Origin of the sequence: Bradyrhizobium vignae (assembly GCF_004114425.1) — a bacterium.
Classification (GTDB): Bacteria; Pseudomonadota; Alphaproteobacteria; order Rhizobiales; family Xanthobacteraceae; genus Bradyrhizobium; species Bradyrhizobium vignae.
In genome coordinates, this window is the sequence record NZ_RDQF01000026.1 from 1 (window position 1) to 23,757 (window position 23,757).

Below are 23,757 nucleotides of genomic sequence, written 5' to 3' on the forward strand. Positions count from 1 at the left end.
CGGATAGCGGCCAGTCCGTCGGAAGGATGATCGAGCAACATCGTCGTCTCCAGGTTGAATGGATTCAGCAACCCTCAGTCTGGCCTCAGACCTGGTCGCTATCCACTCCCCATGGAATCTTCGTCGCGAGGGCTCCTCGCAATGACGGTGTGGAGAGAGCGTTGCGTAGAATGAGAGAGGCGGGGTTTTGGCCCCGCCTCTCTCGCATTCAAATTGTGCGTTGCTCACGCCTGGCTCGCGATCTCCTTCCCGAGCGCGGCTTGCGCCGCGGCGAGGCGGGCGATCGGCACGCGGTAGGGCGAGCAGGAGACGTAGTCGAGACCGATATGGTGACAGAAGGCGACGGAGGCGGGATCGCCGCCGTGCTCGCCGCAGATGCCGACCTTGAGCGAGGCGCGGGTCTTGCGGCCGCGGGCGACACCGATCTTGACGAGCTCGCCGACGCCTTCCTGATCCAAAGATATGAAGGGATCGACCGAGAGGATGCCCTTCGCGACGTACGGACCGAGGAAGCTCGCCGCGTCGTCGCGGCTGATGCCGTAGGTCGTCTGCGTCAGGTCGTTGGTGCCGAACGAGAAGAACTCGGCGCTTTCCGCGATCTCCGCCGCGAGCAGACAGGCGCGCGGCAGCTCGATCATGGTGCCGACCTGATAGGCCAGCTTGGTGTTGGTTTCGCGCATCACGGCCTGCGCGGTGGCATCGATCCGCGCCTTGACGAGATCGAGCTCGGCCTTGGTCGCGATCAGCGGTACCATCACCTCGAGGCCGACGGCCTTGCCGGTACGCTTCTGCGCCTCGACCGCCGCCTCGAAGATCGCGCGCGCCTGCATCTCGGCGATCTCCGGATAGGCGATCGCGATACGGCAGCCGCGGAAGCCGAGCATCGGATTGAACTCCGAGAGCTCGCGGGCGCGGTCGGCGAGACGCCGCGGGTCGGTGTTCATGGCGCGCGCCACTTCCTCGACCTCGGCATGGGTGTGCGGCAGGAACTCGTGCAGCGGCGGGTCGAGCAGGCGGATCGTGACGGGCAGGCCCTTCATGATCTCGAACAGCTCGACGAAGTCGGCGCGCTGCATCGGCAGCAGCTTTGCGAGCGCTGCGCGGCGCGACTGCTCGTCCTCGGAGAGGATCATTTCGCGCACCGTGCGGATGCGCGTCTCTTCGAAGAACATGTGCTCGGTGCGGCAGAGGCCGATGCCTTCGGCGCCGAACTTGATCGCGGTGCGCGCGTCATCAGGCGTGTCGCCATTGACGCGGACGCCGATCTTGCGGACCTGGTCGGCCCAATTCATCAGCGTGCCGAATTCGCCGGACAGCTCCGGCTCGATCATCGGCATCCGGCCGGCGAGCACCTGGCCGAGCGAGCCGTCGATGGTGATGACATCTCCGGTCTTGAAGGTGCGCGAGCCGATGCTCATGGTGCCGCGGCCGTAATCGACACGGATGGTGCCGCAGCCGGAGACACAAGGCTTGCCCATGCCGCGCGCGACCACCGCCGCGTGCGAGGTCATGCCGCCGCGGGTGGTCAAAATGCCTTCGGCGGCATGCATGCCGTGGATGTCTTCGGGGCTGGTCTCGATGCGGACCAGAATGACCTTGCGCCCGTCGCCTTGAAGCTTGGCGGCCTCGTCCGAGGAGAACACGATCTCGCCGGAGGCAGCACCCGGGGACGCCGGCAAGCCGGTCGCGATCACGTCGCGCTTGGCGTTGGGATCGATGGTCGGATGCAGGAGCTGGTCGAGCGAAGCGGGATCGATCCGCGTCACCGCTTCCTTCTTCGAGATCAGGCCCTCATTGGCGAGCTCGACCGCGATGCGCAGCGCCGCCTTGGCGGTACGCTTGCCGCCGCGGGTCTGGAGCATCCAGAGCTTGCCCTGCTCGACCGTGAACTCCATGTCCTGCATGTCGCGGTAGTGCTTCTCGAGCAGCGTGTAGATCCGCGTCAACTCCTTGAAAGCCTCCGGCATCGCCGATTCCATCGACGCCTTGTCGGAGCCCGACTCCTTGCGCGCCTCCTCGGTGATGTCCTGCGGCGTGCGGATGCCCGCCACCACGTCCTCGCCTTGCGCGTTGATCAGGAACTCGCCGTAGAGCTTGCTCTCGCCGGTCGAGGGATTGCGGGTGAAGGCAACGCCGGTCGCCGACGTCTCGCCCATGTTGCCGAACACCATGGCCTGTACGTTGACCGCGGTGCCCCAGGATTCCGGAATGTCGTGCAGCTTGCGGTAGGTCACCGCGCGAGCGTTCATCCAGGATGAGAACACGGCGCCAATCGCGCCCCAGAGTTGGTCGTGCGGATCCTGCGGGAATTCCCTGCCGGTCTCGCGCGCGACCGCGTCCTTGTACTTACCGACCAATTCGACCCAGTCCTCGGCGGACAGATCGGTGTCGAGCGTGTAGCCCTGGCTATCCTTGAAGGTATCGAGGATTTCCTCGAAGTGATGATGCTCGAAGCCGAGCACCACGTCGGAATACATGGTGATGAAGCGGCGATAGCTGTCATAGGCGAAGCGGCGGTCGCCAGACAATTCCGCCAGCGCTTCCACGGTCTGGTCGTTGAGGCCGAGATTGAGCACGGTGTCCATCATGCCCGGCATCGAGGCGCGCGCGCCGGAACGCACCGAGACGAGCAGCGGGTTCTTGGTGTCGCCGAACACCTTGCCGGTCAACTTGCCGACATAGTCCAGCGCCTTCTCAACCTGCGGCTTCAGCTCCTTCGGATAGGTCTTATCGTGCTCGTAAAAATAGGTGCAGACCGAGGTCGGGATGGTGAAGCCGGGAGGCACCGGCAGGCCGAGATTGGCCATCTCGGCGAGGTTGGCGCCCTTGCCGCCGAGCAGGTCGCGCATCTCCGAGCGGCCCTCGGCCTTGCCGTCGCCGAACGTGTAGACCCATTTGCCGGCCTTCGCCGCGGCCGGCGCCGCCTTGGCGGGCGCTGCCTTCTTCGGTGCAGGCTTCGCAGCGACCTTCGGCGCAGCCGCCTTCCTCACGGCCTTTGCCGCCGGCTTAGCAGCGGGCTTGGCAACAGATTTGGCGACCGGCTTCGGCGCGCTCTTGGCCAGCGCCTTGCGGGCCGGCGGCGCGGCTTTCGCGACGGAGGAGGACTTTGATTTCGCTGGCATTTTCGCTGGGATTTTCTTGGGCTTCGAGGCGGCTTTGGCCATAGCTTGCACACAACCTGCGAGAGGAATGGGAAATCGCGGGCCTTACACCATTTTGGGCGCGCCCGCGCAAGTCGGACAGTTCCGAAAAGTGAACGCCTAGAAGCGCAGCCACTTCAGGAGCCCGAGCCCGATCGCGCCGTTGACGATGAGGAAGATCGCGACAATGAGATTGAGCAGCCGCGGCATGATCAGGATGAGCACGCCCGCAATCAACGACAGGATCGGCGAAATGTGGGCGACGGTGATGTGCATGAACAATCTTTCTGTGGAGGTGAGGCGAATCGCGCGCGGATCATAGCCGGCCAGGTTCCGGGAGTAGAGATGCGCAAGACGCGCCGCGAGTTCCCGGCACTCACGAAAACTGCCCGAAATTGCCGCGAATGCGGCAGGTCTTTCCCGGAACATTGGCTTAAGGCCCGCATTGGCAAGCAGTCGCGCCACTGGCGCGTCCCGCAGAATCACGTCGAAGGAGTTATCCATGCGGAACAGGATTCTTGCTCTTGCAGCGCTCGCGGCCGCGATCGGCTCGCCCCTTGCGGCGCAGGCGCAAAGCGATGTCACCATTGGACGCGCACCCGCCGTGGTCGACAGCGCCCCGACGATTGCCGTCGAACAGCGGCCGGCCTTCCGCGAATACGTCATCGAACAACGCGTGCCAGCCTTCCGCACTCCGGATCGCGTGGTGGTCGGCGCCATCCTCCCCGAGAGCGGCATCACCTATTATGACGTGCCGCAACGCTTCGGCGCCACGACCTATCGCTATACCGTCGTGAATGGCGAAACCGTGCTGGTCGAGCCGCGCTCGCGCCGCATCGTCGAGGTGCTGGACTAAAACGCTGCCGCTCCATTCGATGTCCGGCGCGTCACATCAGGCTGGCGCGAGCAGTGTTTAATCGGACATCAGGCCCCGCCCGGTCCTCCCCCCGCCGGGCGGGGCTTTTTTTGTGCTTCGGAGCACCGTCGTTCCGGGGCGGTCCGCAGGACCGAACCCGGAACCTCGAGATTCTCAGGTGCGCAATTGCGCACCATGGTTCGCGCTTCGCGCACGGTGGTGCTTATTGCGCGGCCTCGCCTCGCCTCAATCCTGGATCTTCGAGAAGTCCGCCACCGCCCGCGTGGCGCTGCGGATCTCGTTCAGCAGCTTCAGACGGTTCTCGCGCACCTTCGGATCTTCGTCGTTGACGCGGACCTTGTCGAAGAACGCATCCACCGGCGGGCGCAGCTTTGCCATCGCGCTCATGGCGGCAGCAAAGTCTTCCCTGGCGACGGCGGCGCCGGCTCCCGCCTTCACCTCGCCAATCGCCTTGGCAAGCGCCTTTTCCTCAGCGAGGCTGTAAAGCGCAGCATCCGGCGCACCGTCGAAGGTCCGCTTGTCCTTCTTTTCCTCGATCGAAAGGATGTTGCTGGCCCGCTTGGTGCCGGCGAGCAGGTTCTTTCCGTCGTCAGTGTCGAGGAATTTTCCGAGCGCCTCGACGCGGCGCACGATCATCAAGAGATCGTCCTGGCCGCCGAGGGCGAACACGGCGTCGACGAGATCGTGCCGCGCGCCCTGCTCGCGAAGCTGGACTTTCAGACGGTCGGCGAAGAAGGCGAGCAGGTCGCTCGGAAGCTTCTGCGCATCGGCGGACTTCACCGAGAGGCCGGCGAACGCGGACTCCGCCACCTTCATCAACGACAGACGAAGCGCGTTCTCGGCAATCAGCCTGATCACGCCCAGCGCCGCTCTCCGCAGCGCATAGGGGTCCTTGCTGCCCGTCGGCTTTTCGTCGATCGCCCAGAAGCCGACCAGCGTATCGAGCTTGTCAGCAAGCGCGACCGCAACGCTGACCGGATCAGTCGGGACGCGATCGGCAGGGCCTTGCGGCTTGTAATGCTCTTCGCACGCAGCGGCGACGGAGGCGTCCTCGCGCTGCGCCAAGGCGTAGTACTTGCCCATCAGGCCCTGGACCTCGGGGAATTCGCCGACGACCTCGGTCAGCAGATCGGCCTTGGCCAGATGCGCAGCACGCGTCGCCTTGGCGACATCGGCGCCAACCAAAGGCGCGATCTCGGCGGCGAGACGCTCGATGCGCTTGATGCGCGCGGCCTGGGTGCCGAGCTTCTCATGGAACACGATCTGCTCGAACTTCGGCAGACGATCCTCAAGCTTGGTCTTGAGGTCCGTCTCGTAGAAGAACTTCGCGTCCGACAGGCGCGCGCGGATGACGCGCTCATTGCCGGCGACGATGGTCTTGCCGCCGTCAGTCGCCTCGATATTGGCGACCAGGATGAACTTGCTCGCGAGCTTGCCCGTCTTGGGATCGCTGACGACAAAGCACTTCTGGTTATTGCGGATGGTGGCGCGGATCACCTCCCCGGGCGTTGTCAGGAATTCCGGCTCGAACGAGCCCATCAGCACGACCGGCCATTCGACCAGGCCCGCGACCTCATCGAGCAGGGTCTGGTCCTCCACGAGCTCGAAACCTTGCGCAAAGGCAAGCTGCTTGGCGTCGGTGAGGATGGCGTCCTTGCGGCGCTCGGGGTCGAGCACGACCTTGGCATCGAGTAGCTTTGCCTCATAGTCCTCGAAGCGGCGCACCTGAATTGGCGCCGGCGCGAGGAAGCGGTGGCCGTAGGTGGTTTGGCCGGTCTCGATGCCGTCCACCGCAAACTTCACGACATCCGGCTCTTCGGTCTCGAGCCCGAAGGTCGCGGTGATCGCGTGCAGCGGACGCACCCAGTTCAGCGAGCCGGGTTTTCCGGAACGCGCGCCCCAGCGCATCGATTTCGGCCAGGGGAAGGTGCGGATGATGACGGGCAGGAATTCGGCGAGCACGTCGATTGCGTCGCGGCCGGGCTTTTCGATCAAGCCGATGTAGAAATCACCCTTGGGGTCGCGCTGGATCTTGGCCTCGTCCAGCGACTTCAATCCTGTCGCTTTGAGAAAGCCCAGCACGGCCGCGTCGGGCGCGCCGACTTTGGGGCCGCGGCGCTCGGTCTTCAGATCAGGCTGGCGCGCAGGAATGCCGTGCACGGTGAGCGCAAGACGGCGCGGCGTCGCGAAGGCTTTCGCGCCCTCGTAGACCAGGCCTTCGGCAACCAGCTTGTCGGTGACCATGCGGCGCAGATCGTCGGCCGCCTTGGCCTGCATGCGCGCGGGAATTTCTTCCGAGAAGAGTTCAAGCAAAAGATCGGGCATCAGGCCGCTCCGCCCGCTTCAGTGTGGATCCAGGCCTCGCCGCAAGCCTTGGCCAGCTCACGCACGCGCAGAATGTAGCTCTGCCGCTCGGTCACGGAGATCACGCCGCGGGCATCGAGCAGATTGAAGACATGGCTCGCCTTGATGCACTGGTCATAGGCCGGCAGCGCCATCAGATGCTGCTTGCTGTTGCCGCCTTCGCGCCAGCCGGCGTCGAGGTAATTCTTGCAGGCAGCCTCCGCCATCTTGAACTGCTCGAACAGCATCGCGGTGTCGGCGTATTCAAAGTTGTGCCGCGAATATTCCTGCTCCGCTTGCAGAAAGACGTCTCCATAAGTGACCTTGGAGTCGCCATCACGGCCGTTGAAGTTGAGGTCGTAGACGCGGTCGACGCCCTGCACGTACATCGCGAGGCGCTCGAGGCCATAGGTGAGCTCGCCCGCAACCGGCGCGCATTCGAAGCCCGCGACCTGCTGGAAATAGGTGAACTGGCTGACCTCCATACCGTCGCACCAGCACTCCCACCCCAGGCCCCAGGCGCCCAGCGTCGGGCTCTCCCAATCGTCCTCGACAAAGCGGATGTCGTGCACGGCGGAATCGATGCCGATCGCCGCGAGCGACTTCAGGTACAGCTCCTGAAGGTTCGGCGGCGACGGCTTCATGATCACCTGGAACTGGTAGTAGTGCTGCATCCGGTTGGGGTTCTCGCCGTAGCGGCCGTCCTTGGGCCGGCGCGAGGGCTGCACATAGGCCGCGTTCCATGGCTTTGGCCCGAGCGCGCGCAGGGTGGTCGCCGGATGGAAGGTGCCCGCGCCCATTTCCATGTCGTAAGGCTGCAAGATCACGCAGCCCTGCTCGGCCCAGAACCGCTGGAGCGCGAGGATGAAGCCCTGGAACGAGCGTTCCGGGCGCATATGGGCGGGCAATGAGGCGTCCATCGTCAGATCAGGCTCTCGCGGGGGGTTTTGAATCGCGCGGGACCGTATCGACGGCGGGGATGGGAATCAAGGCAAAGGGGGCGGAAATGACTGTCATTCCGGGACGATGCGACGGGACGCCCGGAGCATCGGACCCGGAATCTCGAGATTCTCAGGTGCACAATCGCGCACCGGGGTTCGGTCCCGCCGACCGCCCCCGGAATGACGGTGTGCGAAAAAGAACGCCGGCTACCCCGGCCGGTAAGCTCCGGTCACGGGGTCACGCTTCAGCGTCTGGATATCCCCCATACGGGCGGCTTCAGCGACGCGCGACAGGCGCATCTCCTCCAGTTCCTGGTTGATCCGGACAGCGGTCTTGTAGGCCCAGCGGACCACGGCAAGCCCGCCCAGGACGCCCGCGAAAGCGACGAACGGCGGCATCGGTCGATCCTTATTCAATGCTCAGCCCCCACGCACATTGTCGCGCAGATGGACCTGCGCCGCAATTGGCTCACCTCGGGCCAAATGGCGCGGGAGGGCCCGAGCCTAGAACCCGAATTTCGCCCAAATCGCCCGCGTCTCCACCGCAGAGATCAGTTCGTCCGGCAGGCCGGCCATTGATTCCAGGGCCGAAAGCTGCCCCGCGCCGGGCGCTTTTCGCCCCAAGAGGCCGGAGAGCAGCCCAGTCGGCTGCACGATCACGGGCGTGAGAACCTTCTCGCCATAGCGGGCACGAAGAGTTGAGCGGAGATCGCCGATGCCGTCGGCGAGCCCCAGCGCGATGGCGCTCTCGCCGGCCCAGTATTCGCCCGTGAACAGCGCGTCGTCCGCTCCCTTCAGCCGCGCGCCGCGACTCTCCTTGACCAGCGAGATGAAGATCTGGTGGATCTCGCGCTGGATCGCCTTCAATCTGACGACGTCATCGGGGTTTTCCGGGAGGAACGGGTCGAGCATCGCCTTGTGTTCGCCTGCGGTGTAGAGGCGCCGCTCGATGCCGAGCCGCTTGATTGCCTCCTGAAAACCGAAACTGCCGCCGACAACACCGATCGAGCCGAGGATCGAAGAGGGATCGCAGATGATCTCGTCGCCGGCGCAGGCGATCATGTAGCCGCCGGAGGCCGCGACGTCTTCGACGAACACGAGCACCGGCAGCTTCTTCTCCGCCGCCAGCTGCTTGATCCGCAAGTAGATCTGGCGCGACTGCACCGGCGAGCCGCCGGGCGAATTGATCACCAACGCCACGGCCTTGGCGTGCCGATAGGAAAACGCGCGCTCGAGCACCCGCGCGACGCCAGCAAGCGTCAAGCCGGGACGCAGTGGCGTCACCGCACCAATCACGCCGGACAGCCGCACCACCGGCACCACCGCCGCACCGGGGCGGAAGCGCGCCGGGAGATATTGCATGAGCTTGTCGGCCAGGCCGGAACTCTCTCGATCGTTCGAATGTTCGGCCATGCCGTTACCTCTGATTAACCATTTCTTATCACGCGAGTGTCATTGGAAGTGCCTGGAACGTGTTTTGCAGATCTTCCGTTGGGAAGCTGCAATAGGCAGCGGAGGAAACGCCATGAAGATTTATCTGCTGATGCTGCTGATCGGTGCGCTTTTCACGGCGATTCGCTTCACCTCTCCGCAAGAGCAGCAGTCGGAATCGCTTCCGCAGTAAGCCTCACGGCTCCGCCAGCGTCACCTCCGCCTTTCCTTCCAGAATATCCCTTACCTCTTTTTTAGGCACGTTTGACTCTTCGTTGAGCATGAGGCCCGGCAGCAACCGTGTCGGAGCCCGGCCGCCTTTGACTGCGCGGACCAGAACACGGATCGCGGGCTTTCCCGCTTCGCCATGGACCGGCAGGATCGCGAGGCTGCCGAAGCCGCGTGACAGCGCTGCCATGACGTCCGCGATTCCGTCCGCGCGCCAGATCAGAGTCAGCGCACCGCTCGATCGGAGGATACGCCGCGCTGCATGCACCCACGCATGCAGGGTCTCCCCCGTCGCCACATGGGCGGCGTGACGTGCCTGATCCGGCGAGCCGCGATGGCGTGCGGGATCGTTGAAGGGCGGGTTCATCAGCACTGCGTCGACACTGTCAGGCGGAAGTCCGTTTGCTGCAAACGCCTGCGCATCCGCGGTGACGTCGAGCACGATGGTCTCGGCGGCGATCGCGTTCGCCGCGGCATTGGCCCGCGCGAGCTCCGCCAGTTCCGGATCGATCTCGACCAGGCTGAGCCTGATCCCCTCTACGCGCCGAGCGAGCGCGAGCCCCGCCGTGCCGACGCCGGCGCCGAAATCGACCACGCGGTCTCCGGCCTGGGCGCCGGTCGCCGCCGCAAGCAGGATGGCGTCATGCCCGGCGCGATGGCCGGATCGCTTCTGCCGCAAGCGCAACTGCCCGCCGAGAAAGGCGTCCTCGGTAATATCTGTGGCCTCAATCATCGCTGCGCAATTCGTGGCTGAGGCCGGCTTCGGTGAGGAGCTCCCTAGCCTCCTGGGCGTCGTCCTCATGAACCAGGATCCGCCGCGGCAAAATACCGAGCGAGCCCTCGATGATGCTCATGTTCTGGTCAAGCACCAGATGATGGATGTTGGCGCCGTCGAGCAGCGCGCCAATCGCCGATACCAGCACCATATCGTTGGTCCGAACCAGTTCGCGCAAAACGCAGGTCTCCTGCCTGAAGGTCGCTAAAGCGGCAAATGTCAATGGTTCCGCGGGCCTTGCCGCATCCGCCGCCAGTTTCTATTGTATTTCCATCAGAATAGCCCTTTCGGGGCAAATATTGGAGACCGGCGTGGCCGTCATCGTACCTTTCGAAACTCCCGGCGCGTCGATCGAAGAGCTGGTTGCCCTTGTCGCCCCCGATATGGAGCGCGTCAACGCCACGATCCTGTCGCGGACCGGTTCGGATGTGACCATGATCCCGGAAGTGGCCAACCACCTGATCTCCTCCGGGGGCAAACGCCTGCGCCCGATGCTGACGCTCGCCATGGCCAATCTCGCCGGCTACACCGGCGACGGCCATATCAAGCTGGCTGCCTCCGTCGAGTTCATGCATACCGCCACCCTGCTCCACGACGACGTCGTCGACGAGAGCGAGATGCGCCGCGGCAAGCTGTCGGCGCGCATGCTCTGGGGCAACGAGGCGAGCGTGCTGGTCGGTGACTTCCTGCTGGGACAGGCCTTTCGCATGATGGTCGAGGTCGGCTCGCTGCGCGCGCTCGACATCCTCTCTGCGGCCGCCGCCACCATCGCCGAGGGCGAGGTGATGCAGCTGGCCGCAGCCAAGAACACCGCGACCACCGAGGACGAATATCTCGCCGTGATCCGCGGCAAGACCGCCGAATTGTTCGCAGCCGCCTGCGAGGTCGGCCCTGTCATCGCCAACCGCCCCAAGGCGGAGCAGACCGCGTGCCGCTCGGTCGGCATGAATCTCGGCATCGCCTTCCAGCTCGTCGATGACGTGCTCGATTATGGCGGCAAGAGCGCCAAGCTCGGCAAGAACACCGGCGACGATTTCCGCGAGGGCAAGATCACCCTGCCCGTCGTGCTCGCCTTCCGCCGCGGCAACGACACCGAGCGCGCGTTCTGGATCCGGGCGCTTGAGCGCGGCGAGATCGGCGATGGCGACCTCGATCACGCCATCGGCCTGATGAACAAGCACCGCGCGCTCGAGGATACGCTGAGCCGCGCCCAGCACTACGGCGACATGGCCGTCGATGCACTCGCGCTGTTCCCGCCCTCACCGATGAAGAGCGCGCTGGAGCAGGTCGTGGCGTTCTGTTTGGCGCGGTCGCATTAGGCGACGGCGCTTACTCTTTATCGATCGACGCGCGATTGTTAGCCTATCCCTCGAGGCTCGCCGAAGAGGCGAGCACCTCAGGGTGACGGTGATGGATATGTGTGCGCTGTCTCCACAGCGTCATTGCGAGCGCAGCGAAGCAATCCAGAATCCCGTCGCGGAGACGGCCTGGATTGCTTCGCTACGTTCGCAATGACGGAGTGTGGCGCGTCCGGCACCGCTCGCTCTCGTGTCCCCGACCCGCTGCAGCGTGAAACGCTGCTGCGCAGAGCCGGGCCCCATGCGACATCCAGCGATCAGCAGTATGGGCCCCGGCTTTGCAGCAACTGCGCTTTGTCTCACCAGCAGAACCCAGCCTCATTCGCTCCGCATCCTAGCACACCCAGTCACTTGCATTTTGCAAGTAACCCCCATACTTTCCCGCCATGCAGCCAAAATCCCCCTCGATCCTGGAATGCCCCGTCGGCCGCGCCGTGGAAACGGTCGGCGAATGGTGGAGCATCCTGATCCTGCGCGATGCATTTCAGGGGGCGACGAGGTTCGATGAGTTCTCGCAAAACCTCGGCATTGCACCGAACATCCTATCGCGGCGGCTCGCCCATCTCACCGAGAGCGGCATGTTCACGCGCCGCCGCTATCAAGATCGGCCGCCACGCTACGAATATGTGCTGACGGACAAGGCGCGGGATTTCTTTCCCGTGATCGCTACGCTGCTCGCCTGGGGCAACAAGCATCTCGCGCCCAAAGGCGAATCCATCCTGCTGGCGAACCGGAACAGCGCACGCCCGTTCGATCCGGTCGTGGTCGACGCGGCCAACATGCAGCCTATCACGCTCGCCAATACCATCGCCATTCCCGGGCCACGCGCCAGCCGCGGCATGCGCAAGCACCTCGCTTCACTCAAGGCAATGAACCCGGCCGTCGCGCCGGCCGGAGACTGACATGCGTCGTATCGTCGTGACGGGAATGGGCGCAGTGTCGCCGCTCGGCTGCGGTGTCGAATTGTCGTGGCGGCGGTTGCTCGCCGGGCAAAGCGGGCTGCGGCCGCTGCCCGAATGGGCGCAGGCGCTGCCGGCGCGCATTGCCGGGCTCGTGCCCGACAAGGCCGATGATGCCGAAGGCGGCTTCGATCCGGCGCAGGCCGCGGCGCCCAAAGACCAACGCAAGATGGACCGCTTCATTCTGTTCGCACTGCTCGCCACGGCAGAAGCGGTCGCGCAAGCCCGATGGACGCCGCAGGACGCAGCCGCGCTGGAGCGCACCGCGACGATCATCGCTTCCGGCGTCGGCGGCTTTCCCGCAATGGCGGAGGCCGTGCGCACCACCGAGCAGCGCGGCGCGCGGCGGCTGTCGCCGTTCACGATTCCCTCCTTCCTCGCCAATCTCGCCGCCGGCCACGTCTCGATCAAATACGGCTACAAGGGCGCGCTGGGCACGCCGGTCACGGCCTGCGCGGCCGGCGTGCAGGCGATCGGCGATGCCGCACGCATGATCCGCCTCGGCGAGGCCGATGTCGCGATCTGCGGCGGCGCCGAGGCCTGCATCGATATCGTCAGCCTCGGCGGCTTTGCGGCGGCGCGAGCCCTGTCGAGCGGCTTCAACGACGAACCCGCACGCGCCTCGCGGCCGTTCGATCGCGACCGCGACGGCTTTGTCATGGGCGAAGGTGCAGGCATCCTGGTGATCGAGGCGCTGGAGCATGCGCTCGCGCGCGGTGCGAAGCCGATCGCGGAGATCGTCGGCTACGGCACGACGGCGGACGCCTATCACATGACATCGGGTCCACCGGATGGCGACGGCGCCCGCCGCGCCATGGAGATCGCGCTACGGCAGGCGAAGCTCGCGCCCCCGGATGTGCAGCACCTGAACGCGCACGCGACGTCGACTCCGGCCGGCGACGAGAGCGAGCTCGGCGCCATCGCCACGCTGTTCGGCCGCAATCGGGGCATTGCGGTGAGCGCGACCAAATCGGCCACCGGCCATCTGCTCGGCGCGGCCGGTGGGCTGGAAGCAATCTTCGCCGTGCTCGCTCTGCGCGATCAGATCGCGCCGCCGACGCTCAATCTCGAAAACCCGGATCCTGGCGCTGACGGCATCGACATTGTCGCCGGTGCCGCACGGCCGATGCCGATGCAGCATGCGATCTCCAACGGGTTCGGCTTCGGCGGAGTCAATGCGAGCGTGATCTTCCGCCGGATGGGCTAAGCGAGAGGCCTTGCAATCGCCGCTCGCTCAGCTACGAAAACAGGATGACCGAAACCAATTTCTGGCTGTTCCTGGCCGCAGCATTCCTAATTGCGGCGATTCCCGGCCCCGGCATTTTTTACGTCGCGGCGCGAACACTTTCGGACGGCCGCGCGAGCGGCTTTGCCTCGACCGCGGGCACGGCGCTGGGCGGCATGGTCCATGTCGTGGCCGGCAGTCTTGGCATCTCCGCGATCATCCTGGCCAGCGCGGAACTGTTTGCCGCCGTGAAATTCGTCGGCGCGCTCTATCTGGTCTGGCTCGGCATCAGGACGTTTCGCGGCGCCGTGCGTGCGCAGTCGCTCGAGAGCGAAGCCGTCGGCGACAAGCGCGCGTTCCGCGACGGCGTGCTGGTCGAGGCGCTGAATCCGAAGACTGCGGCGTTCTTTCTCGCCTTCATTCCGCAGTTTCTCGATCCCGCGGGATCGAACCCGACGCTGCAATTCATCCTGCTCGGTGCGATCTCGGTGGCACTGAACACACTCGCCGACGTCGTGGTGGTGCTGATGGCCTCGGCAACGCGCGCGCAGCTGATCGGACGGCCGCAGCTGATGCGGCGCCTCACGCAAGGCTCCGGCGTCTTCATCGCGGGCCTCGGCCTCTCGCTTGCCTTGGCGCGGCGGCCGGCAAATGGCTAGCACCCCGCAAAGCCGCTTCTATGAATCGCACGGCCTGCGGCTGCATTACGCCGACTGGGGCAACGAGGGCGCGCCCGCTCTGATCCTGGTCCATGGGGGCCGCGATCATTGCCGCAGCTGGGATCACATCGCCCGATCGTTGCAGCCGCATTTTCACGTGCTCGCACCCGACCTGCGCGGTCACGGCGATTCCGATTGGACGAGGGGCGGCAGCTACGCGCTGACCGAATATGTCTACGATCTTACCCAGCTCGTCCGCACCATTGCAGCGCCTCAAGTCGGTCTCATCGGCCATTCGATGGGCGGCATGGTGAGCCTGATCTTTTCAGGTTCATTCCCCGAGCAGGTCACGAAGCTGGTCGTCCTCGACGGCGTGACCATGTTGCCGGATGCACCAAAGCCGCCGGTGCATGAGCGCATCGGCAAATGGGTGGCCCAACTCGACAAGCTGCACGACCGGACGCCGCGTCGATATTCGACTCTAGCGGACGCGGCCGCGCAGATGGTGCTTCACAACAGGCGGCTGTCGCGCGACCTCGCGCTGCATCTCGCCACGCATGGCGCGCGACGGAACGAGGACGGCACCTATAGCTGGAAGTTCGATCCCTACCAACGTGCCAGCGCGCCGCACCGGCTCTGGCCCGACGATCACGTCGCCTTGTGGTCACGCATCGCCTGCCCGACGCTGCTGCTCAATGCCGGCAAAAGTTTTCTGGCCGGCGCAAAGGCCGCAGGCCTGGAGCGCTATTTCCAGAACGCGCGCATCAAGACCATCGCCGGGGCGGGACACTGGCTGCAGCATGACAAGCCGCAGGAGGTGTTGGACGAGATCCGGCGGTTTCTGGAATTGGCCGAGGATGGCTTAGGCTAGCTCGACTATATCCACGTCATTGCGAGCGTAGCGAAGCAATCCAGACTGTCACCGCTGAGAGATTTGGATTGCTTCGCTACGCTCGCTATGACGAACAGAGCTAGCTCAACGTCCCCGCATGCACCCACCAGCCGGGGTGATCGCGGCGGATCTTTTCGGCGGCGGCGTGCGTCTCGACCGGTGCGCCGTAGATCGCAAAGCACGTCGCGCCGGAGCCGGACATCCGGGCGAGCTTGACGCCGGCGGACGTACGCAAGGCGTCCAGCACCTCGCCGATGACAGGCTCGATGCGCATCGCCGGCGCTTCGAGGTCATTGGCGACCGTTTCGAGAACCTCGACCCAATCGGCGATCGAGGCCCCCTCCTCCGGCCACGCCGGCGCTTCGAGGACCGAGGTAGCGCCAACCAGAAGCTCGCCGTTGCGCAGGCCCAGCGCCTGGAACACGTCCTTGGTGGCAACCGGCACGCGCGGATTGACCAAGACGCAGGGCATGCTCGGCAGCGCGAGCGGCAACAGCTGCTCGCCGACGCCGGTCATGTCGCAGGCGCGCGAGAGGAGGCACACCGGCACGTCGGCGCCGGTCGCGAGCGCGACTTTCTGAACGCGGGGATCATCGAGCGATAGATCATTGAGACGCGCGAGGAGCCGCAGCGCCGCTGCGGCATCCGCTGAGCCGCCGCCGATGCCGGCGGCAACCGGAAGCACCTTGTCGAGCGAGAAGGCGCCGAGCTTCAGGCCAGGGACAGCCTCGGCCAGAAGCTTGGCGGCCTTGAGCACGAGATTGTCAGCAGTGTCGCCGCAAGCCGCAGCCAGCGGCCCGGTGGTGGTGAGCTTCAGCTCGCCGTCGGGCTCCAGCGTGAGCCTGTCGGCACAGTCGGCGAACGCAACCACGCTTTCGAGATCATGATAGCCGTCGGCACGACGGCCGATGACGCGAAGGCTCAAATTGACCTTCGCCCGCCCTTCTTCAATCAACGCCGGCATCGGCGACAGCCCCCAACTTGCCCCAGATCTCAGCCGCCCTTGCCGTCGTCCTTCTTCTTCTCGGCCTGCGCCGCGGAAGAGTTGGAATTATCCTCGGTGAGGCCATTGGCGATCTTGGCCTCGATCTTCGGCAGCTCTTCCGGCTCGGGCTTGAGATCGCGCGCATGCGACCACTGGAACTTGGCTTCCAGCGTGCGGCCGACGCGCCAATAGGCATCGCCGAGGTGGTCGTTGATGGTGGGATCCTCGGGCTTGAGATCGATCGCGCGCTCGAGGTTCTTCACCGCCTCCTCATAATTGCCGATGCGGTAATAGGCCCAGCCGAGCGAATCGACGATATAGCCGTCGTCGGGACGCTGCTCGACGGCGCGCTTGATCATCTTCATGCCCTCGTCGAGATTGATGCCCTGGTCGATCCAGGAATAGCCAAGATAGTTGAGCACGTGCGGCTGGTCGGGCTGCAGCTCGAGCGCCTTCTTCATGTCGGCTTCGGCCTTGGCCCACTGCTTGGAGCGCTCCTCGCAGATGCCGCGATAGTAGTACCAGACGCTGTTGGCCTTGTCGTTGCCGGCCGGCAGCACGTCGATGCCTTGCGAGTAGGTCGCGCCGCAGTCGCCGAACTTCTTGCGGCCGCGCTCGATGTTGCCGAGCGCCATGATGGCTTCGAGGTCCTTGGGATCCTCCGTGGTGACGCCCTTGAGGATCTTGATCGCCTCGTCGGTGCGGTCGGCGGAGTCGAGATCGATGGCGAGCTGAATCTGGGCGTTGCGCTTGAGCGGCGAGGACGCGGGCACGCGCTCATAGACCTTGATCGCCATCTGCGGCCGCTTCACCGATTCGTAGAGATCGGCGAGCGAGAGCAGTGCCAGCGGATGGCTCGGCTGCAGGTAGAGCGAGAGCTGGAGATAGACCAGCGCCAGATCCTCGCCGCCGCGGCGGGTCAGCGTCGCGCCGATGCCATAGAGCGCTTCGGCGGCGCCGGCCTGCGCGGAATCCACGAGCGGCGGCATCTTCTTGCCGGCCTTGGTCTCGCGCAGACCTTCCTGGATCAGCGGATGACGCGCGAGCTTCTTGTCGAAGGCCAGGTAGACATTGGTCGCGGCGGTGGAATCCTTGTTGCGCGACAGCCAGCGCGCATAGGCCTCGGTCACGCGCAGCATGGAATCATCGAGCTTGTAGGCGCGCTCGAAGCGGGTGCCGGCGTCCTTCTCCTTGCCGGAGAGCTCCAGGATCATGCCCGCATGAAGGTCCTTGAACAGCGGATACCATTCCGGACCTGCCAGCTTGTCGATGGCGGCGACACCACCCTTGGCATCGCCCGCACCATAGGCGGCCCAGCCCGACAGCAGCGTGGCGACGAGATCGGTGATCGGACCGCGGATCGACTGGTTGATATTGGTCTGCGCAGCAGGGTACTTCTTCAGCTTGAGATCATGCACGCCGACGACGAGACGCGCGACACGGTTGGTCTTGTCGATGGTGAGGATGCGCTCGGCCAGCTTGACCGCCTCGTCGATGTCGCCGTCCGCGACCGAGGAGATGAAGGCACGGTCGAGCAGCTCGTTGTTCTTCGGATCGGTGCGGAGCGCCGAACGGTAGAATGCGGCGGCGGACGCCGCGTCACGCTCGACGCTGGCGTGGCGCGCGGCGAGATAGCTGCCGGCACCGGTCAGCGACTTCAGATCGTTTCGGGTCGGAAACTGCGCCGCCGTGCTCTCCGGATGATCCGGCGTCTGCGCCAGCACCGCGCCGGGGACCGTCGTGATCGCGGTGAGGACGATGGCGGCAGCAGTCCAGCGGTTGAAACGATTTGAAAACATCAGGGCTCGCCTTGAGTTGGTATTGCCTGGGTTTGCAGCAGAAGGCCGTATCGCATGCGAACGCGGCCGGTGGCATCGGGACCCGGAACCGTCAGGCCGACAATGCCGCTTTTGGCGCTTCGCCGCAAGGATTCGGACCGGACGATCGCCTCCGCACGCCCCAAACCGGCCACCCGCGCCCCAAGACGCCGCTACTATGGCCTTATCGTGGCCGCGGCGGGTGGCCGCGGCCGGGTTCTCACGCGAACGTGCGTCAGATCACCAGTGAGCCCGCCCTTACATCGCCTCGTAGTTCGGGCCGCCGCCGCCCTCCGGGGGAACCCAGGTGATGTTGCCGTTGGGATCCTTCACGTCGCAGGTTTTGCAGTGGACGCAGTTCTGGGCATTGATCTGGAAGCGCGGGCCCGCCCCCTCCTCGATCCATTCATAGACGCCGGCCGGGCAGTAGCGATTCGAGGGGCCGGCGAAGACGTCATGCTCGGAGGCCTTCTGGAGGTTCATGTCCGCCACCTTCAGATGGATCGGCTGGTCCTCCTCGTGATTGGTGTTGGACAAAAACACCGAGGACAACTTGTCGAAGGTGATCTTGCCATCGGGCTTCGGGTAATTCCTGGGCGCGCGGCTCTTGGCAGGATCGAGCGTGGCGCGGTCGGGCTTGAGGTGCGACTGGGTGCCGAACAGCGAGCCGCCGAACAGCGTGTTGCACCACATGTCGAAGCCGCCCAGCGCGACGCCGAGCACGGTGCCGAACTTCGACCACAGCGGCTTGACGTTGCGGACCAGGAACAAATCCTTGCCGACCGACGACGTGCGCCAGGCATTCTCGTATTCGACGAGTTCGTCATTGGCGCGATCGGCGGCAATCGCGGCTGCGACGTGCTCGGCGGCGAGCATGCCGGTGCCCATCGCGTTGTGCACGCCCTTGATGCGCGGCACGTTGACGAACCCGGCCGCGCAACCGATCAGCGCGCCCCCGGGGAAGCTCAGCTTCGGCACCGACTGATAGCCGCCCTCGGTGATGGCGCGCGCGCCATAAGCGAGCCGCTTGGCGCCTTCGAAGGTGCCGCGGATCGAGGGATGGGTCTTGAAGCGCTGGAATTCGTCGAACGGGGACAGATAGGGATCGTCGTAATTGAGGTGCACGACGAAGCCGACAGCGACGAGATTGTCGTCGTAATGGTACAGGAACGAGCCGCCGCCGGTCTTCATGTCGAGCGGCCAGCCGAACGAATGCTGGATCAAGCCCTTCTGGTGCTTGGCGGGATCGATCTGCCAAACCTCCTTGAGGCCGATGCCGAATTTTGGCGGCTCAGCCTTGGCGTCGAGTGCGAATTTGTTGATGAGCTGCTTGGTCAGGCTGCCTCGGGCGCCTTCGGCAAACAGCGTGTACTTGCCGAGCAATTCCATACCGCGGGTAAAGGAATCCTTCGGCTTGCCGTCGCGGCCGATTCCCATGTCGCCGGTGGCGATGCCCCTGACCTTGCCCCCCTCGTCGTAGAGCACCTCGGCCGCGGCAAAGCCCGGATAGATCTCGACGCCGAGCGCCTCGGCCTTGCGCGCCAGCCAGCGGCAGACATTGCCGAGCGAGCCGATATAGCAGTGATGATTGTCCATCAGCGGCGGCATCATGAAATTCGGCAGCTTGATCGCGCCGCCGCCCGTCATCCAGTAGAAGCGGTCGTCCTTGACCTGCGTCTTCAGCGGGCAGTCGGCATCCTCCCGCCAGTCCGGAATGAGCTTGTCGAGTCCGGCCGGGTCGATCACCGCGCCCGAGAGAATATGTGCGCCGACCTCGGAGCCCTTCTCCACCACGACCACATTGAGATCGGCATTGAGTTGCTTCAGCCGGATCGCGGCCGACAGACCCGAGGGGCCGGCGCCGACAATGACGACGTCGAATTCCATGGATTCGCGCGGGGGAAGTTCTTCGGTGCTCATCTGATCTCAGCCCTTGAGACGGTCCTCGGTCGTTTGCGCCCTCTTGTTTCCGATTTTTCCGGGTAGGACAACCTCGGAATCGCGTTCCGCCGGGATGCAAGGCCATCCAAGGTGATATAAAAGTCAGACTTTCCCATGATCCCCGAACCCGCACCCACCGTCCGAGAGCTGCTCGCCTTCTATCTGGAGGCCGGTGTCGACTGCGCGCTTGCGGAGGAACCGATAGACCGCCTGGCGGAAATCGACGCTCCGCCACCTTCCGCGCGCACGGCACCGCTCGAGGCGCCGCGGCCGGTCGCCGCGCCCGCGGTCATACGTGGTGAAGCCGCGCCTGCACCGGACGTCGCCATCGCCTCGGCGCGTGAGGCCGCGCGCACCGCCCCGACGCTGGAGGCATTGCGCGAGTTGATGCAAACTTTCGAGGGCTGCGCGCTGAAGCACACCGCGACACGGCTGGTGTTCGCCGACGGCAATCCCAAGGCGCGCATTATGTTCGTCGGCGAGGCGCCAGGGCGCGACGAGGACATCGAGGGACTGCCCTTCGTCGGGCGCAGCGGCAAGCTGCTCGATCTGATGATGGGGGCCATAGGGCTCAACCGCACCACAGCCTACATCGCCAACGTCATTCCCTGGCGGCCGCCCGGCAACCGCACGCCGACGCCGCAGGAGACGCAGATCTGCCTGCCCTTCATCCAGCGCCAGATCGAGCTGGTGAACCCGGATGTGCTGGTGACGCTCGGCAATCCCTCGACCCAGACGCTGCTGGGAACGCGCGAAGGCATCATGCGCACCCGCGGGCGCTGGTTCGATTATGACACCGGCGCACGCACCATCCGCGCGCTGCCGACCTTCCATCCGGCCTATCTGTTGCGCTCGCCGTCATACAAGCGGCTGGCCTGGCAGGATTTGCGCGCAGTCGCGAAGGTGCTGTCGGGATAGCGAGGGGCAGAACGCTCTCTCCCCGTCATTGCGAGCGCAGCGAAGCAAATCCAGAATCTTTCCGGAGAGAGACTCTGGATTGCTTCGTCGCAAGGGCTCCGCGCAATGACGGCGGAGAGAGCACCTCACGTCCCCTTCGGCCGCACGATGGCCCAGCCGATGCGCAGCAGCGGCTGGCGGCCCGTCACCAGCCATTCGAAGGCGCGCGGGACTTCAGGCACGATGCCGGGGAAGCGCTTGAGGATGTCCGGCGGCGGGGTTCCGGCGGTATCGGAGGCGCGCCAGACCACGACGCCGCCAGTTTCGCTGAACTTGGACCGATTCATCCACGGCGTGCGTGCCGGATCGGCGTCGATGAAGAGATGCGGCCGGCCGGAATGCAGTGCGATCAGGCTGGCGAGCTGGGGCTCGCCGGCGACGGCACGCAAGCGATGGTTGGTGCGGCGGGCAAAGCTCTCGTCGAAGAAGTCTGAGATCGCACGCGCCGGCATCGAGGTCGCAATCTCGTTGGCACCGGTCCAGGGCAGGAACAGCACGGCGAGCACCACACCGGCGGCGGGTGCGACGACGGCGGCAGCCCAGACCATGCGCAGCATCCGCGCGCGGCGCATCGCGATGAGATCGCCGGCCGCGACGACCGCGGCGAGCCCCGACATGACCAGCACGACACCGGCGCCGCCGACGACGGAGTCGAGCCCCATCAAGCCGGAGATCAGCACCGCGCCGAGTGGCAGAGCCAGCGCGAAGAAGTAGACGAAGCTGCGCGCGAGCGGCTCGACCGGCGGGCGATAGATGATCGGCGGCTCCTCGCCCTTGTCGGCGAACAGCCCGGTATTGAGAAAGGTCAGCGCCGGAATCGTCGCCGCCCCGAGCACCAATCCTCCGAGCAGCCAGGCCGCATGCAGCGCGCGGGCGCTGAGCTCGGTGACTTGCGGCAAGGCCGGCAGCGTCAACGTCTCGGCGCGCATCAGCCAGACCGCATAGGGCAGCGCCAGCACGGCGACGACGATCAGTGCAAACAGCGGATCGAGCCCGCGCAGCGTCCTGCGCCCGGCTGCGGTCGAGATCGCGAAGATGATGATCAGCAGGAGGAGAAAGATCGCCGCAGGCGTCGTCAGCAGCAAGAGTCCCGCTTCGATCGACCAGGCGAACCAGGCATTGCCGCGGCGCTGGCCGATGATCTGCCAGGAGTGCAGCAGCAATAGCGCCCAGAGCGGCCGCGCCAGGACCAGCGGCCCGAAGTCGAGCGCGGACGAGGAGAACGCCAGCGCGGTCATGGTCAGGAGCACGGCGAGCACCGCGTGCTGGGAGCCGACCACGGCGCGAGACAGATGAAAGAGCGCGATGAAGGTCGCGATCTCGCACACCTCGGCAAGCACATAGACGCCGAACATATGACCGCCGGCCGCGCGATAGGCGATGTCGGCGAGCCAGACCGGCAGCGGCGGGCCGAGGTCGGTGCCGACCTGGTACTCGCGGCCGAAGGCCAGCAGCGTCGCAAGAGTGCCGGGCGGGCTGCGGTAGAACACCAGCGCCACGAACAGCCACATCGCCGCCTGAAGCAGCACGGCGATCCATACGATCAGCCGCGGCCGGGCGCGAATGAGCTCGATGACCAGGGAGGTAAACCGCATGCAACGTCCGAATGATGCAGCCAGTCCAGCCGGCCCTATTCGCTCACATTCGATTTGATAATGGGCGCTGCGCGTCGTGGCAACTTTGGTGTGCTCGTCATGCCCGGGCTTATCCCGCCTGCGCGGTCGAAGCCGGCGCGGCGAAGGCCCGAAGATCCACACGCGGATGGCCGGATCAAGCCGGGCCATGACGGATGAGGGTGCGGCGGGGCCGTCGTCCTAGAGAGTTGCCGATCCGTCGATCTCAATTTGCGCGTCCATCTGTACCTCGACCTCGGTCACCGAGAACAAGTCCCGCTCCGGCGCGACGGTCCAAGGCATGTGCTTGGCGCGGGCGGCGGCGACGGGGGCGAAGAAGCTGCGGTGATGGATGGACGGGCCGAGACGGTCGAGCGCCTCGAGATGTTCGGGGACGGCATAGCCCTTGTGCTGCTCGAAGCCGTAGCCGGGGCAGTCCTGCGCCAGCGCGCACATCAGCCGGTCGCGGGTAACCTTGGCGACAATGGATGCCGCGGCGATCGACAGCACGATGCCGTCGCCGCCGATCACCGCCTCGCAATCGCATTCCGTGTCGAGCCGGTCGCGGCCGTCGACGAAGACGTGCCTGGGCGTCTCGGGCAGTGCCACCACGGCGCGCTTCAGCGCCCATAGCGAGGCGCGCAGGATGTTGTCGCGGTCGATGCGCGCGGGCGAGGCGACGACAACCGAGACCTGCGCGGTGGCGCAGATCTTGTCGAACAGTTTTTCGCGCTCCTCGGCGGTCAGGCGCTTGGAATCATCGATGCCGCGCGGAATGCGGTCGGGATCGAGAATCACCGCCGCCGCCACCACGGGGCCGGCGAGCGGGCCGCGGCCGGCCTCGTCGCAACCGGCGACCGGCCAGACGCCGCGCTTGATCAACGCGCGCTCGCGACGAAAGCTGGGGGGAGCAATGGCAATGATACCTTTCTTGCCGGCAGCAACCTGCGGAGCGCCAGCCGCAGGCGTCTTGACCGCCTTGTCAGGCGCGGCCTTCTTCGCGGCCTGCTTCTTGGGCGCGTCTTTGGCTGGATTCTTGGCGGACTTGTCCCGAATCATGGCCGGGATCGTGCGCAAGGGGCTTCGCCAGCGCAACCTGGAACCCAGGATAATTCCCGTTATTCAGGCTGGCCGCCCCTATTCCGCCAGATGCACCCGTCGGTCCTCGCCCACCTCGATGCCAGGCGCGACCACGACCTCCCAGACATGGCCGTCGGGATCAGCAAAATAGCCGCAATAGCCACCGTAATCGGTCTCGTGCGCCGCCTTCAGCAAGGCGGCTCCCTTCCCGATGGCGAAGGCCAGCACCTGATCGACCTCCCCGCGCGTCGCGCAATTCCAGGCGAGCGTGGTGCCACGAAAGGTCGTGGGCCTCGGCCGGTCAGGCACCGATGCGTCGGCCGCGAGCCGATCCCAATGATAAAGCGCGAGCACCGGACCTCCGGTGTCGTAGAAGGCGACCGCCTCGCCGGTCGCCTTCAGGCGGCGCGAGAAGCCGAGTGCGTCGTAAAACGCGATACTCGCGCGGATGTCGCTGACACCCAACGTAATGACGGTCAGTCGTGGCACCGGCACGGCGAGTTCCTTAACCACGCTATGCCTCTTCCGTTTGTCCG

General features: G+C 65.4%; 22 protein-coding genes and 1 pseudogene. 7 read left to right on the plus strand and 16 right to left on the minus strand.

Annotated elements, in window-relative coordinates; genetic code table 11:
• Window positions 1–224: 224 nt before the first annotated feature.
• Complete coding sequence (ppdK, locus tag EAV90_RS21790; protein WP_162500400.1) at window positions 225–3,164, minus strand: pyruvate, phosphate dikinase; 2,940 nt, start codon at window positions 3,162–3,164, stop codon at window positions 225–227.
• Window positions 3,165–3,260: 96 nt separating this feature from the next.
• Window positions 3,261–3,416 carry a DUF3096 domain-containing protein gene (locus EAV90_RS21795; RefSeq protein WP_008562090.1) on the minus strand — a complete coding sequence of 52 codons (156 nt, stop codon included), beginning with the start codon at window positions 3,414–3,416 and terminating at the stop codon, window positions 3,261–3,263.
• Between the two features lie 226 nt (window positions 3,417–3,642).
• On the opposite strand from EAV90_RS21795, the gene EAV90_RS21800 reads away from it, so the two are divergent.
• Entirely contained in the window at window positions 3,643–3,996 is a 354-nt protein-coding gene (locus EAV90_RS21800) for a DUF1236 domain-containing protein (protein WP_122404787.1), read from the plus strand.
• 246 nt (window positions 3,997–4,242) lie between these two features.
• Here the strand turns inward: EAV90_RS21800 and glyS are convergent, their stop codons facing one another.
• The 6 genes from glyS to EAV90_RS21830 all read right to left on the minus strand — a co-directional run bounded on the left by glyS (window position 4,243) and on the right by EAV90_RS21830 (window position 9,913).
• Window positions 4,243–6,342: a glycine--tRNA ligase subunit beta gene (gene glyS, locus EAV90_RS21805; protein ID WP_122404788.1), complete on the minus strand. Its 2,100-nt coding sequence runs from the start codon at window positions 6,340–6,342 to the stop codon at window positions 4,243–4,245.
• Window positions 6,342–7,280: a glycine--tRNA ligase subunit alpha gene (locus EAV90_RS21810; protein ID WP_122404789.1), complete on the minus strand. Its 939-nt coding sequence runs from the start codon at window positions 7,278–7,280 to the stop codon at window positions 6,342–6,344. Before EAV90_RS21810 ends, glyS begins: the two co-directional genes overlap by 1 nt.
• Before the next feature lie 228 nt (window positions 7,281–7,508).
• The gene (locus tag EAV90_RS21815) at window positions 7,509–7,700 is read right to left on the minus strand and encodes a hypothetical protein (protein ID WP_028178670.1); all 192 of its coding nucleotides are present in this window, start codon (window positions 7,698–7,700) and stop codon (window positions 7,509–7,511) included.
• Window positions 7,701–7,805: 105 nt separating this feature from the next.
• On the minus strand, window positions 7,806–8,714 hold the full coding sequence (locus EAV90_RS21820; protein ID WP_122404790.1) for a S49 family peptidase: 909 nt from the start codon (window positions 8,712–8,714) through the stop codon (window positions 7,806–7,808).
• Window positions 8,715–8,928: 214 nt separating this feature from the next.
• Window positions 8,929–9,693 carry a tRNA1(Val) (adenine(37)-N6)-methyltransferase gene (locus tag EAV90_RS21825; protein ID WP_122404791.1) on the minus strand — a complete coding sequence of 255 codons (765 nt, stop codon included), beginning with the start codon at window positions 9,691–9,693 and terminating at the stop codon, window positions 8,929–8,931.
• On the minus strand, window positions 9,686–9,913 hold the full coding sequence (locus EAV90_RS21830; RefSeq protein ID WP_122404792.1) for a putative signal transducing protein: 228 nt from the start codon (window positions 9,911–9,913) through the stop codon (window positions 9,686–9,688). Before EAV90_RS21830 ends, EAV90_RS21825 begins: the two co-directional genes overlap by 8 nt.
• 133 nt (window positions 9,914–10,046) lie before the next feature.
• Here EAV90_RS21830 and EAV90_RS21835 point away from each other — a divergent pair, with 133 nt between their 5' ends.
• From EAV90_RS21835 to EAV90_RS21855, 5 genes are all read left to right on the plus strand, one after another.
• Window positions 10,047–11,054, plus strand: coding sequence for a polyprenyl synthetase family protein (locus tag EAV90_RS21835; protein ID WP_122406818.1), 1,008 nt, complete (start codon window positions 10,047–10,049; stop codon window positions 11,052–11,054).
• Between the two features lie 425 nt (window positions 11,055–11,479).
• Window positions 11,480–11,995, plus strand: coding sequence for a winged helix-turn-helix transcriptional regulator (locus tag EAV90_RS21840; protein ID WP_122404793.1), 516 nt, complete (start codon window positions 11,480–11,482; stop codon window positions 11,993–11,995).
• 1 nt (window position 11,996) lies between these two features.
• Window positions 11,997–13,259 carry a beta-ketoacyl-ACP synthase II gene (fabF, locus tag EAV90_RS21845; protein WP_122404794.1) on the plus strand — a complete coding sequence of 421 codons (1,263 nt, stop codon included), beginning with the start codon at window positions 11,997–11,999 and terminating at the stop codon, window positions 13,257–13,259.
• Between the two features lie 44 nt (window positions 13,260–13,303).
• Window positions 13,304–13,936, plus strand: coding sequence for a LysE family translocator (locus EAV90_RS21850; RefSeq protein ID WP_122404795.1), 633 nt, complete (start codon window positions 13,304–13,306; stop codon window positions 13,934–13,936).
• Window positions 13,929–14,807 (plus strand): alpha/beta fold hydrolase, encoded by an 879-nt coding sequence (locus EAV90_RS21855; protein WP_122404796.1) that lies wholly within the window; start codon window positions 13,929–13,931, stop codon window positions 14,805–14,807. The genes EAV90_RS21850 and EAV90_RS21855 overlap by 8 nt, the downstream gene beginning before the upstream one ends.
• 100 nt (window positions 14,808–14,907) lie before the next feature.
• Here EAV90_RS21855 and EAV90_RS21860 read toward each other — a convergent pair whose 3' ends face one another.
• The 5 genes and pseudogenes from EAV90_RS21860 to EAV90_RS21870 all read right to left on the minus strand — a co-directional run bounded on the left by EAV90_RS21860 (window position 14,908) and on the right by EAV90_RS21870 (window position 19,550).
• Window positions 14,908–15,792: a 4-(cytidine 5'-diphospho)-2-C-methyl-D-erythritol kinase gene (locus EAV90_RS21860; RefSeq protein ID WP_162500401.1), complete on the minus strand. Its 885-nt coding sequence runs from the start codon at window positions 15,790–15,792 to the stop codon at window positions 14,908–14,910.
• A gap of 29 nt (window positions 15,793–15,821) precedes the next feature.
• Complete coding sequence (locus tag EAV90_RS41735; RefSeq protein WP_407194488.1) at window positions 15,822–16,178, minus strand: tetratricopeptide repeat protein; 357 nt, start codon at window positions 16,176–16,178, stop codon at window positions 15,822–15,824.
• Entirely contained in the window at window positions 16,084–16,296 is a 213-nt protein-coding gene (locus EAV90_RS41740; protein ID WP_376707277.1) for a hypothetical protein, read from the minus strand. The genes EAV90_RS41735 and EAV90_RS41740 overlap by 95 nt, the downstream gene beginning before the upstream one ends.
• Window positions 16,257–17,612 (minus strand): annotated as a pseudogene (locus EAV90_RS21865) (tetratricopeptide repeat protein); the annotation flags it as partial. The gene EAV90_RS41740 and the pseudogene EAV90_RS21865, both read right to left, overlap by 40 nt.
• A gap of 276 nt (window positions 17,613–17,888) precedes the next feature.
• Window positions 17,889–19,550, minus strand: a complete 1,662-nt coding sequence (locus EAV90_RS21870; protein ID WP_129144643.1) for an electron transfer flavoprotein-ubiquinone oxidoreductase — start codon at window positions 19,548–19,550, stop codon at window positions 17,889–17,891.
• Between the two features lie 135 nt (window positions 19,551–19,685).
• Between EAV90_RS21870 and EAV90_RS21875 the strand changes: the two genes are divergently transcribed.
• The gene (locus EAV90_RS21875; RefSeq protein ID WP_122404800.1) at window positions 19,686–20,489 is read left to right on the plus strand and encodes a uracil-DNA glycosylase; all 804 of its coding nucleotides are present in this window, start codon (window positions 19,686–19,688) and stop codon (window positions 20,487–20,489) included.
• Between the two features lie 125 nt (window positions 20,490–20,614).
• Here the strand turns inward: EAV90_RS21875 and EAV90_RS21880 are convergent, their stop codons facing one another.
• From EAV90_RS21880 to EAV90_RS21890, 3 genes are all read right to left on the minus strand, one after another.
• Window positions 20,615–22,123: a glycosyltransferase family 39 protein gene (locus EAV90_RS21880; protein ID WP_122404801.1), complete on the minus strand. Its 1,509-nt coding sequence runs from the start codon at window positions 22,121–22,123 to the stop codon at window positions 20,615–20,617.
• A 219-nt stretch (window positions 22,124–22,342) separates the two neighbouring features.
• Window positions 22,343–23,200 carry a ribonuclease HII gene (gene rnhB / locus EAV90_RS21885; protein ID WP_122406820.1) on the minus strand — a complete coding sequence of 286 codons (858 nt, stop codon included), beginning with the start codon at window positions 23,198–23,200 and terminating at the stop codon, window positions 22,343–22,345.
• 78 nt (window positions 23,201–23,278) lie between these two features.
• Entirely contained in the window at window positions 23,279–23,734 is a 456-nt protein-coding gene (locus tag EAV90_RS21890; RefSeq protein ID WP_122404802.1) for a VOC family protein, read from the minus strand.
• Between the last annotated feature and the right edge of the window lie 23 nt (window positions 23,735–23,757).